The organism is Maccoyibacter intestinihominis (assembly GCF_040096355.1).
Lineage (GTDB): Bacteria > Bacillota > Clostridia > Lachnospirales > Lachnospiraceae > Maccoyibacter > Maccoyibacter intestinihominis.
Window position 1 is genome coordinate 1 of sequence record NZ_JBBMEX010000020.1, and the last position, 11,658, is coordinate 11,658.

The 11,658-nt window shown below is 42.3% G+C and carries 7 protein-coding genes, 3 tRNA genes and 1 rRNA gene; 9 read left to right on the top strand and 2 right to left on the bottom strand.

The window, feature by feature from the left end:
- Positions 1-135 (top strand): 23S ribosomal RNA (locus tag WMO43_RS13665); the annotation flags it as partial.
- A gap of 185 nt (positions 136-320) precedes the next feature.
- Positions 321-393, top strand: a tRNA-Trp gene (locus tag WMO43_RS13670).
- Between the two features lie 74 nt (positions 394-467).
- Here WMO43_RS13670 and larE read toward each other — a convergent pair.
- A complete protein-coding gene (gene larE, locus WMO43_RS13675) occupies positions 468-1,211 on the bottom strand; it encodes an ATP-dependent sacrificial sulfur transferase LarE (protein ID WP_353531551.1) in 744 nt (247 codons plus the stop codon).
- Between the two features lie 408 nt (positions 1,212-1,619).
- Here larE and WMO43_RS13680 point away from each other — a divergent pair, with 408 nt between their 5' ends.
- Both WMO43_RS13680 and WMO43_RS13685 read left to right on the top strand, forming a co-directional pair.
- Positions 1,620-1,847, top strand: a complete 228-nt coding sequence (locus tag WMO43_RS13680; RefSeq protein ID WP_353531552.1) for an HPr family phosphocarrier protein — start codon at positions 1,620-1,622, stop codon at positions 1,845-1,847.
- 212 nt (positions 1,848-2,059) lie between these two features.
- Positions 2,060-4,462 carry an ATP-dependent DNA helicase gene (locus WMO43_RS13685; RefSeq protein ID WP_434784193.1) on the top strand — a complete coding sequence of 801 codons (2,403 nt, stop codon included), beginning with the start codon at positions 2,060-2,062 and terminating at the stop codon, positions 4,460-4,462.
- Positions 4,463-4,469: 7 nt separating this feature from the next.
- Here the strand turns inward: WMO43_RS13685 and WMO43_RS13690 are convergent, their stop codons facing one another.
- Entirely contained in the window at positions 4,470-5,363 is an 894-nt protein-coding gene (locus tag WMO43_RS13690) for a LysR family transcriptional regulator (RefSeq protein ID WP_177962219.1), read from the bottom strand.
- Between the two features lie 221 nt (positions 5,364-5,584).
- On the opposite strand from WMO43_RS13690, the gene WMO43_RS13695 reads away from it, so the two are divergent.
- The 5 genes from WMO43_RS13695 (at position 5,585) to WMO43_RS13715 (ending at position 11,555) form a co-directional block, all read left to right on the top strand.
- Positions 5,585-9,370, top strand: coding sequence for a phosphoribosylformylglycinamidine synthase (locus tag WMO43_RS13695; protein WP_353531554.1), 3,786 nt, complete (start codon positions 5,585-5,587; stop codon positions 9,368-9,370).
- Between the two features lie 416 nt (positions 9,371-9,786).
- A complete protein-coding gene (locus WMO43_RS13700) occupies positions 9,787-10,638 on the top strand; it encodes an alpha/beta fold hydrolase (protein ID WP_353531555.1) in 852 nt (283 codons plus the stop codon).
- A gap of 45 nt (positions 10,639-10,683) precedes the next feature.
- Positions 10,684-11,271, top strand: a complete 588-nt coding sequence (locus WMO43_RS13705) for a class I SAM-dependent methyltransferase (protein WP_353531556.1) — start codon at positions 10,684-10,686, stop codon at positions 11,269-11,271.
- A 117-nt stretch (positions 11,272-11,388) separates the two neighbouring features.
- A tRNA-Val gene (locus tag WMO43_RS13710) sits at positions 11,389-11,461 on the top strand.
- Between the two features lie 20 nt (positions 11,462-11,481).
- Positions 11,482-11,555: transfer RNA gene (locus WMO43_RS13715), tRNA-Met, on the top strand.
- Positions 11,556-11,658 lie beyond the last annotated feature (103 nt).

The following is an 11,658-nucleotide window of genomic DNA, read 5'->3' on the forward strand; positions in this document are numbered from 1 at the left end:
AAGCCCCCCCCAAGATGAGATATCCCATCCATAAGGAAGTAAGACCCCTGAGAGACGATCAGGTAGATAGGGCAGAGGTGGAAGTGCAGCAATGTATGGAGCTGACTGTTACTAATCGGTCGAGGGCTTGACCAAAAGCGGAGAAAGACGGCTGGATGGAAACAGTGGCATGAAGCAGGCTTGCCTGTATGAATGGCACTGGTTACAGACAGGGTTTTGCGTAGCATAATCATCGAGATGAAGCGTAGCGGAATCGAGATGACCGTCTTAGAAGTTCAAGGAATCTGTATGAAGTTTTGAAGGTATATGTAATATAATAAAGGGATATAGTTCAGTTGGTAGAACGTTGGTCTCCAAAACCAAATGTCGAGGGTTCGAGTCCTTCTGTCCCTGCTTTATATAGGAAAGCAGCTATAAAACTTATAGCTGCTTTTTTAATGGAAAAACAGGCACGGATGTAGTACACTTTATCGTACCTGCGTATCCAGCACAACTTTTGGAAAATAAGCGGCAAAGGCCTGTTGGATATGATTAAGTGAGGTACTTGCTTTTGGATAGTCAGATTCCGTGACCTGTAAGAGAGCATAGCCGTCCCGAACGCGTACCCGGAAATCAGAAAATCCCATAGAAAAGAGGATATTTTCGCAGGATTCGATAGCATGAAGTAGTTCACCGGTGATCTTCATACCGGTAGGAATACGGGTAGCGAGGCAGGCATAAGATGGTTTGTCCCAGGTAAACAGTCCGGCTTCTTTCGATAGCATGCGGATGTCCTGTTTGGTCAGCCCGCAAAGGCGTAGTGGTGATAGAACATGCAATTCTTTTAAAGCTAACATTCCAGGACGGTCATCGGCTTCATCAGAAGCATTGGTGCCGTCTAACAGAACCGAGAAGCCCTGTGCAAGGGCTTCTTTTTGAATGGCGGAAAAAATACGCTGTTTACAGTAATAACAGCGGTTCTTGGGATTCTCGATAATGGTATTGTCTTTTAGGACACTCCCATGGAGAATTTTTAAAGGGATTTCGTGTTGAGCGCAGAAACGTTTCGCATCCTCAAATTCAAATTCCGGCTGAAATTCACTTTTATAGTATATTGTTAATATATTTTGAGCATACTTTTTTGCACAGTAAGCTAAGTAGGAGGAATCAACACCGCCGGAAAATCCGATGGCTGCCTGTGGATGCTGCTGGAAAAAATCTGAAAGTATCATAGTATCACCTTTTTGCGTTTTTTTCATAAAATACAGAATTAAAGTTATTATAAAAAGAAGCATTGCATACGTCAAGTGGATGATAAAGCCAAAGGAAGAATCGGAAAAGCAAAAAAAACATAAGAAAAATTGTAAAAAAAGGAAGTTTTTAATAAAAATATAGAGAAAAAATTGTGCAGAATACACAGAAAAAAAGCGAAAATCCATAATTCCAAACGATGGAAAAGAAAAAAAGCATAGTATCTGACACTTTAAATTGTGAAATGATTGTAAAAAGTGTGTAAACGGTACCAGTCGCATAAAACCTACCTTTATTTGACAAATTAAGTAAAAAATGGGATAATTCATAGCTATAGTGAGGGAAAAAAAGAAAAGGGAAAAGAAATCAAGGTGAAAGGAATGAATGAAATGAACGAAAAACAAATCAGACTACGCAGTAGGGAAGAAGTTCAGGATTTTGTTCAGGCAGCTAGCAACTGTAATTTTGATATTGATATTTCCTATGATCGCGTGATTATTGATGCAAAATCTTTTTTAGGTGTACTGGGATTAGGAGTATCAAGAGTCTTGACTGTAACCTATTGTGGAAAAGACATGGACTTTGAGAATACAGTACAGAAATATGCCGTTGCTTAGTTAACCGCATAGAAAAAGGTATGTATTGAGCAGGTAATTTATGACGGAAGAAAAGGGTCGGTGGACATTTCGATAGAAATGTTTGCAGACCCTTTTTGCATGCATTATAATGAACGTAGGCAATGAGCAGTGTCATCTACTAAAAGCACAACAGTTCATGAAAAGTATAACAGATTTGTAGATATACTGTACGAATAACAGATAAGAATTATATAGAATTTTTATATAGAAACAGAGGAACAAAATTGCAGGAACAGACAGAAAAGCAGAATATTAAAATATCGGTACGAAATCTGGTAGAATTTATTCTGCGTTCGGGGGATATTGACAATCGAAAAAGCAGAGTGATGCAGGCAGAAGCGATGCAGGAGGGAAGCAGGGTCCATCGAAAGATACAGCGGAGAATGGGTGCTTCTTACCATGCAGAAGTACCACTGAAAATTGAGATTCCAAGGGAAAATTATCAGTTTGTGATCGAGGGACGTGCGGACGGAATTATCAAAGAAGAGCTGATTACCATTGATGAAATCAAAGGCATTTACATGGATTTAAGTTATTTAGAAGGGCCTGTTACAGTTCATTTAGCGCAGGCAAAATGTTATGCTTATATGTATGCCCAAAAAGAAAGGTTTGCACCGGATGTTCAGATGGGAGTCCAAATGACCTACTGTAATCTCGATACAGAAGAAATCCGGCGTTTTGTCAGCCATTATACGGTACAGGAATTAGCAGACTGGTTTTTAGGTATTGTTGCAGAGTATGAAAAATGGGCAGATTTTCAATATCAATGGAGGTGTAAACGGCAGGCATCGATTCAAAAGCTGGAATTTCCATTTGATTACCGTGAAGGGCAAAGGGAATTAGCATCCGATGTGTACAGGACCATTTACCGGAAGAAAAATCTCTTTATCCAGGCACCGACGGGAACCGGAAAGACGATGTCTACGATTTATCCATCTGTCCGGGCAGTGGGAGAAGGACTGGCAGAGAAAATTTTTTACCTGACGGCAAAGAGTATCACGGCGACCGTAGCTTTAGATGCATTTCGGATTCTTGGCGGAAAGGGTTATCAGGCAAAGACGGTGCTGATCACAGCGAAGGAAAAAATGTGTGTCTGTGAGGAAATGGACTGTAATCCGCAGAACTGTCCTTATGCCGAAGGACATTTTGACCGTGTAAATGATGCGGTCTTTGAACTTTTGCAAAAGGAGGAGATTTTTACCAGAGAGATCTTTTTAGAGCAGGCACACCGACACAGGGTATGTCCGTTTGAATTGTGTTTAGATACGGCTTCGTGGGCAGATAACATTATCTGTGACTATAATTATGTGTTTGATCCGAATGTCTATCTGAGGAGATTTTTTGCGGAAGGAACGAAAGAAGAGTATCTGTTTTTAGTGGATGAGGCACATAATCTGGTGGAGCGGGCGCGGAGTATGTATAGTGCAGTGCTCGTCAAAGAGGACTTTTTAGCGGTAAAAAAGCTGGTCAAGCCATATAGCAAGAAAGTAGCGGCGGAATTGGAGAAATGTAATAAGATCCTTCTGGCTTATAAACGGGAATGTGAGGATTATCAGATCTGTGAAAATATCTCGAATTTTGCATTTGCCCTGATGCGGTTTGGCGCGGCAGCGGATACCTTTTTACAAAAAAGCACAGAATTTCCGGGAAAGAAGGAATTTTTGGATTTATATCTAAAAGTCCGTCATTTTTTAAATATGTATGAGAGGTTAGATGAGCATTATGTCATCTATACGCAGTTTTTAGAAAATCATTCTTTTATGATAAAACTGTTCTGTGTTGACCCGGCGTTGAATCTGCAGGAATGTTTAGACAAGGGGAGGAGCACGGTGTTCTTTTCCGCTACGCTTTTACCAATCCAATATTATAAGAAGTTACTCAGTACAAAAGAGGATAATTATGCCATTTATGCAAAGACGGCATTTTCTAAGGAGCAGAGCTGTCTGTTGATTGGCGACGGAGTCAGCAGTAAATATACCAGGCGAAATCGCATGGAGTTTCAAAATATTGCAAAGTATATCCAAAAGATTGTCTCTGCAAAAAATGGAAATTATATGGTGTTCTTTCCATCCTACCGTTTTTTGGAGCAGGTGTACGAGGAGTTTTTCCCCATGATGGGTGAGCAGACGGATTGCATTGTGCAGACGACAGGAATGAAGGAAGAGGAACGGGAAGAATTTTTAGGGGAATTTGAAAAAGAAAGAAAACATTCGTTAGTCGGTTTCTGCGTTATGGGCGGAATCTTTGGAGAGGGAATTGACTTAAAGGAGGAACTTTTAATTGGAGCGATTGTTGTCGGTACGGGACTTCCACAGGTTGGACAGGAGCGGGAAATTTTAAGACAGTATTTTGAAACGCATAGTGGCGAGGGGTTTGACTATGCATATCGTTATCCGGGAATGAATAAGGTGCTGCAGGCAGCGGGACGTGTCATTCGTACGAAGGAGGACAGAGGTGTCATTGCGCTGCTGGATGAGCGCTTTTTACAGTGGGAATACCGCAGACTCTTTCCAAGGGAATGGGAGGAGTATACGGTATGCAGTCACGAAAGTGTCAGCAATGTGTTAAAGAACTTCTGGGGGGGACAGAAGTAATCAGAATTTAAGAGAGAACTTCCGGAGGAAGCAGTTTTAAAAATTCCTCTGTGGATGCGGAAACCGGAAGATTCGGATTGATTGCTGCAACGAGCTGACGCTGCGGCAGTTTTTCTTTGGTGCGTAAGATAAAGAGGTCACGGCTTTGTCTGGTCAGACAGTAGTCTGGGATAAAGGCAATTCCAAGACCGATTTTAGCTAAGTCGATCAAAAGGTCGTTACTGCTTAATTCAATTTCAGGAATCAGTTCTAACTGGTGCTGCAAAAAGAGGTTGTGTAAAAATTCACTGGTCGTACTCTTGCGGTCCAACATCAGGATCGGATATTCCCGCAGATCAGAAAGTGCAATTTCCTTCTGCTCTAAATGAAAATAGGCAGGGTTCGCAATAAAAACATCGTGGAAATGTGAAACGGTTTTCTGAACGTAGGAATGGTTTAATCTTGCGTTTGGAAAATTGGTGACGATCAGATCCACGCGTCCCTGTTCTAATAAGTCTACACAGCTTAGCGAAGTGGCGTTTGTGACTTTGATCGGAACGGAAGGGAATTTTTTATGAAACTGTTTTAAATACGGAACTAAAAAATAACGACAAATTGTATCGCTGGCTCCGATATGAAGCTGTCCGAGGCCAAGCGTATTGGCTTCTAATAATTGACCCTCTCCACGGCGTATCAGGTTCATGGCAGGCTCAATGTGTTTTAAAAGGATTTCTCCGGCAGGTGTGAGCTGCACTTTTTTGGTACTGCGGATAAACAACGGTTGTCCTAATTTTTTTTCTAAGGTCTTGATGGACTGGCTGACCGCAGACTGGGAGATGAATAATTGTTTGCTCGCCTCTGAAAAGCTGAGGGAAGAGGCAACGTGAAAAAATACTTTGTATAGTTCGTAGTTGATGTCCATAGCAGAACTCCTTTATAATTTATAATCTATGAGAATTTTTAATAAATATCTAAGTCTATTATAATTTGTGCTTATATATTCGTCAATGTCCGGGTTTTGGGAAAATAGATTAGAAACACTTATAAATAGAATTAAATATATTAATTTTTCTAATTGAACTTAAGATGCTATAATGAAACTGTAATGAGTGAAAATATACAGATTCCAACAGGAGGTTTTTTATGGGTAACGTAAGAAGAGTGTACGCAGAGAAGAAACCGGCATATGCCGTTGCAGCGAAAGAACTGCAGTCTGAAATTAAGAGTTACTTGGGAATTAAGACCGTAACAGGTGTGCGGGTATTAATTCGTTATGATATAGAAAATGTCTCAGAAGAGACTTATAAAAAAGCATTGGGAACCGTGTTCTTTGAGCCGCCGGTTGACGATGTGTATGAGGAAAATTTTGAGTTAAACGGTGCAAAGACTTTCAGTGTGGAATACCTTCCGGGACAGTTCGACCAGAGAGCCGATTCCGCAGAGCAGTGTTTAAAACTGTTAAAAGAAGAGGAAGAACCGATCATCCGTACCGCGACAACTTATGTGATCGAGGGTGAGATCACCGATGCGGAATTAGAAGCAATTAAGAATTACTGCATCAATCCGGTAGATTCAAGAGAGACCGGAATGGAAAAACCGGTTACATTAGTGACAGAATTTGAGGAGCCGGCAGATGTGGCAGTTTTTGACGGCTTTATGGATATGGAAGAGAAGGCATTCAAGGATTTATATGATTCTTTAGGACTTGCTATGACGTTTAAGGATTTTCTGCATATCCAGAATTATTTTAAGAGTGAGGAAAAGAGAAATCCATCCATGACCGAAATCCGTGTTTTGGATACCTACTGGTCAGACCACTGCCGTCATACGACATTCTCTACGGAACTTACGGATGTGACCTTTGAGGATGGATATTTTAAAGCACCATTAGAAAAGACTTATCAGGAGTATTTAGATACACACAAAGAGATCTACGCAGGAAGAGATGACAAATTTGTCTGCCTGATGGACATTGCATTGATGGCAATGAAGAAGTTAAGAAAAGAAGGAAAATTAGAGGATTTAGAGGAGTCTGAGGAAATCAATGCCTGCTCGATCGTTGTGCCGGTTGAGGTAGACGGTGTGACAGAGGAGTGGCTTGTCAATTTTAAAAATGAAACACACAACCATCCGACGGAAATCGAGCCTTTCGGTGGTGCAGCAACCTGTCTTGGCGGTGCAATCCGTGACCCGCTTTCCGGACGTACTTATGTATACCAGGCAATGCGTGTAACCGGAGCAGCAGACCCGACGGTTTCCGTAAAAGATACGATGGAGGGCAAACTGCCACAGAAAAAACTGGTACGCGGAGCGGCAGACGGTTACAGCTCCTATGGTAACCAGATTGGTCTTGCAACCGGTTATGTAAAGGAGATCTATCATCCGGACTATGTAGCAAAACGTATGGAGATTGGTGCAGTGATGGGAGCTGCCCCAAGACGTGCCGTACAGAGACTGACTTCTGGTCCGGGCGATATCATCATCCTGCTCGGCGGAAGAACAGGACGTGACGGCTGCGGCGGTGCAACCGGTTCTTCTAAGGCACATACCACACAGTCTATTGATACCTGTGGTGCAGAGGTGCAAAAAGGTAATCCGCCGACAGAGCGAAAGATCCAGAGACTTTTCAGACGAGAAGAAGTGGCTCATATTATTAAAAAATGTAACGATTTTGGTGCAGGCGGTGTGTCTGTTGCAATCGGCGAGTTAGCAGACGGTCTTCGCGTGCAATTAGACAAGGTGCCGAAAAAATATGCAGGACTTGACGGTACAGAGCTTGCAATTTCCGAATCCCAGGAGCGTATGGCAGTAGTCATTGCACCACAGGATGTAGAGCAGTTTTTAGCTTATGCAAAGGAAGAAAACTTAGAGGCAGTTGAAGTTGCAGTCGTAACAGAAGAGCCACGTCTTGTTTTAGAGTGGAGAGGAAAAGAGATCGTCAATATTTCCAGAGCTTTCTTAGATACCAATGGTGCACATCAGGAAACTGCTGTTACGGTTGAGATGCCGGATGAAAAGGAAAAATTCTTTGGCAAAAAAGAGTTGAGCGGCGTAGCCGATGCACTTGCAGCAGGCAATGTGAAAAAAGCATGGATGACGATGTTAGCCGATTTAAATGTATGCTCCCAGAAGGGACTGGTTGAGATGTTCGACGGTTCGATCGGAGCAGGAAGCGTATATATGCCTTATGGTGGAAAATATCAGCTTACGGAGACACAGAGTATGGTTGCCAAACTTCCGGTTGCAAAGGGCAGCAGTGATACAGTAACGATGATGGCATATGGTTTTGATCCATATCTGTCTTCCTGGAGCCCATATCATGGTGCAGTTTACGCTGTAGTAGAATCGGTAGCAAGAATCGTTGCAGCAGGCGGTGACTATAAGAAGATCCGTTTTACTTTCCAGGAGTATTTCCGCAGAATGAGCGAAGATCCGAAACGCTGGAGTCAGCCGTTTGCAGCCCTGCTTGGTGCTTACAGTGCCCAGATGGGATTTGGTTTGCCGTCTATTGGCGGAAAAGACTCTATGTCAGGAAGTTTTAACGAGATTGATGTTCCGCCGACACTTGTTTCTTTTGCGGTAGATATTGCAAAGGAAAAAGATATTATTACACCGGAGTTCAAAAAAGCCGGTAATCCGATTGTCTGGTTTAAGATTGCAAAAGATGAGTATGACCTTCCGGACTATGCACAGATGATGGACCTCTATGAAAAGATCCACAGCCTGATCGGAAACGGTGCAATCTGCTCTGCCTATGCGCTGGACGGAAAAGGTATGGCAGCAGCAGTCAGCAAGATGGCATTTGGTAATGCTCTTGGTGTGGCAATGTCAGAAAAGATTTCTGCTGATGAAATGTTTGAGCCTGGCTTTGGTCAGTTGATCGCCGAGGTTTCTGCGGATAAACTGGAAGAAATCTTAAAAGCAGTTCCAGAGGCACAGGTTGTTGGTGAAGTTACAGCGACAGGAACATTTACCTATGGAAATATGACAATTACCATGGAGGAAGCGTTATCTGCATGGACACAGACTTTAGAAAAGGTATTCCCTACCCGTGCGACACAGGAAAAAGATGTCTTAGATACACCTGTTTACACAGCAGGAAATGTTCATGTATGCAAGAATAAGATTGCAAGACCGACCGTATTTATCCCTGTATTCCCAGGTACAAACTGTGAATATGACAGTGCCCGTGCGTTTGAGGCAGCAGGTGCCGATACGATCGTGAAGGTGTTTAAAAACTTAAGTGCTGAGGATATCCGTGATTCGGTTGAAGTATTTACAAAGGCGATCGACCAGTCTCAGATGATCATGTTCCCGGGCGGATTCAGTGCCGGTGATGAGCCGGAGGGAAGTGCGAAGTTCTTTGCAACGGCATTCCGCAATGAGAAGATGAAAGAAGCCGTGATGCGTCTGTTAAATGAGAGAGACGGTCTTGCACTTGGTATCTGTAACGGTTTCCAGGCATTGATCAAACTTGGTCTTGTGCCTTACGGAGAAATTACCGCACAGAAAGAGAATTCTCCGACTCTGACTTACAATACGATCGGACGTCATATTTCTAAGATGGTGTATACGAAAGTGGTTACAAATAAATCCCCTTGGCTTGCAGGAACAGAGGTTGGAAACATTTATTGTAATCCGGCTTCCCATGGTGAGGGACGTTTTGTAGCACCAACAGAATGGTTAGACAAGTTATTTGAGAATGGTCAGGTGGCAACCCAGTATGTCAACGAAGCAGGCCGGCCGACCATGGATGAAGAGTGGAATGTCAATGGCTCTTACATGGCAATTGAGGGTATCACAAGCCCGGATGGACGTGTCCTTGGTAAAATGGCTCATGCTGAGAGAAAAGGACGCTCTGTGGCAATGAATATCTACGGAGAGCAGGATATGAAGCTGTTTGAGTCCGGAGTGAAGTATTTTAAATAGGATAGTTAAACAGAATAAAAGCGAAAGACCTTGTAGGCGGAAAAACCGTTCTATGGGGTCTTTTTTTGCTCTATAGGAAATACCGTATTACGTTAAAGCGTGAAAATTTGTGTTTCCTATAGAGCAAAAAGCCCTTCGGGCGAAGATGCGCAGCTCGCGGAGGGGTAAGTAGTTGCGAGGCAGCACCGCTCGCGCGCGGAACAAAAGCTGTGCTATAGAAGAAATTGGAGCGCGGGAGTGTGCGAAGCACACTTTTGTTCTTGCGAAAAAACTATGCATTCAGAAAAAAATGTGCTAAACTAATAACGGTTAGAAATAACTAACCACTTAAAAGGATCAGGCATGGAAAATGTGAGCTTGATAAGAAACAAAGAGAAAACTTAAAAATATAGGGAAGATGAACAGGAGGTTGGAATATGTCATATTCAGAAGATTTGAAATTATTTACGGCAGCGCATACATATGAGAACATGACTGTTGATGGAAGCAAATTTCGATATGTACTGAGTGGGAAAAAGGGTGGCAAAATACTGGTACTGTTAAATGGAGGAATGAACACATTAGAAATGTGGATGGGTTATGTGGATTCTTTAGCGGCAGATTATCAGGTCTTACTTTTTGACTATCCGCAGGAACTTCGGACCAATCAAGAACTGGTAAAAGGAATGCATGCATTTTTTGAAAAAATCGGAATCACGCAGCCGATTTTTATTGGGGCAAGTGACGGAGGTATGGTTGCACAGATTTATACACAGAAGTATCACGGAGAGGTTGGCGGACTGATCCTGATTTCAACAGGTGGCATGGATGCTGCGACGCTGAAAAGCCTTAAGAAAAAATATTTTTTTGCACCGCTGATGCTGTTTTATATGAAGCATTGCAATTATGAAAAATTAAAACCAAAACTGATCAGGGCAGGCATGGGACACATCCGCAACGAAAGCAAGGAACAGGCGGCATATGCACAGGATATGTATGAAACCATTTTTAAGGATTATAAAAAAGAAAAGGATGTACATATTTCCGGGCTGCTGGCGGATCTGATGAACCAGACACCTGTGGCAGAGCCAGATTTTAAGGAATTGGAAGGAAAAATACTGCTGATACTTCCAAATCAGGATTTCTTTTCGGGAAAGATGCAAAAAGATCTCATCCAACTGATGCATAACCCGGAGATCAAATATGTATCGGGAGGACATCTTTCTACTATTTTGCAAGCGGATGAGTATGTACAGGCTATCCGTGAATTCCTGCAAAAGAGCATATAAGAGGAATGGAATATCCCAAAACAGATTTATATAGGAGGCTGAAAAATGACGAACGAAGAATATAAGCAACTGTCTTTGAAAGAATTCACGAAGGCAGCAAAGAATTATGAAAGTGACCATGCAGGTCTCTATGAAATGTGTAAAAAGGATTATCCGGATATTTTAGAGGAATTAGAGAAAGAACCATTTTCCGATTTATTGGATGCCGGATGCGGACCGGCTCCGATGATTTCTTTATTAGCAAAAAAATATCCGGATCGCCATTACACGGGACTTGACCTGACACCGGCGATGATCGAACAGGCAAAAAAGAAGAATATTCCAAATGCAGAGTTTGTAGTCGGAGACTGTGAGAATTTTCCTTTTGAGGATAATGCTTTTGATGCAATTATCTGTTCTAACAGTTTTCACCATTATCCTGATCCACTGGCATTTTTCAAAAGTGTACAAAGATGTCTTCGTCCGGGAGGAAGACTGGTACTTCGGGATGTAACCAGTGATAACAAATTGCTGTTGTGGTTTATGGATAAGATAGAACTTCCATTGGCAAATCTGTGTGGTCACGGTGATGTGAAGATTGCCACAAGAGGCCTGATCGCAGATTGCTGTAAACAGGTTGTAAAATGTGCCTGAAGTTGAAACAAAATCAAAAAATCAACAAAATCGAAAAAAGTTGAAAAAAGTGCTTGACTTTTACCATGCATGGATAGTATAATAACGAAGTCGGTCAGACAAGTCCGACAACGAAATGGGATCTTAGCTCAGCTGGGAGAGCATCTGCCTTACAAGCAGAGGGTCACAGGTTCGAGCCCTGTAGGTCCCATTGATTACAAAATTTAATATGGCGAGATAGCTCAGTTGGCTAGAGCATGCGGTTCATACCCGCAGTGTCGAGGGTTCGAATCCCCCTCTCGCTACTATAAAACCCTTGAGAAATCAAGGGTTTCAGACTGTAGACAAAGACCTCGGCATTCCGCCGAGGATTTTTCTTTGAAAGAGGCTAAAAGTCAGTATTTTCAA

Bases quoted from the DNA above. Each gene is read 5' to 3' on its own strand.
- larE (WP_353531551.1), bottom strand. From the start codon at position 1,211: ATGATACTTTCAGATTTTTTCCAGCAGCATCCACAGGCAGCCATCGGA.
- WMO43_RS13680 (WP_353531552.1), top strand. From the start codon at position 1,620: ATGAACGAAAAACAAATCAGACTACGCAGTAGGGAAGAAGTTCAGGAT.
- WMO43_RS13690 (WP_177962219.1), bottom strand. From the start codon at position 5,363: ATGGACATCAACTACGAACTATACAAAGTATTTTTTCACGTTGCCTCT.
- WMO43_RS13695 (WP_353531554.1), top strand. From the start codon at position 5,585: ATGGGTAACGTAAGAAGAGTGTACGCAGAGAAGAAACCGGCATATGCC.
- WMO43_RS13700 (WP_353531555.1), top strand. From the start codon at position 9,787: ATGTCATATTCAGAAGATTTGAAATTATTTACGGCAGCGCATACATAT.
- WMO43_RS13705 (WP_353531556.1), top strand. From the start codon at position 10,684: ATGACGAACGAAGAATATAAGCAACTGTCTTTGAAAGAATTCACGAAG.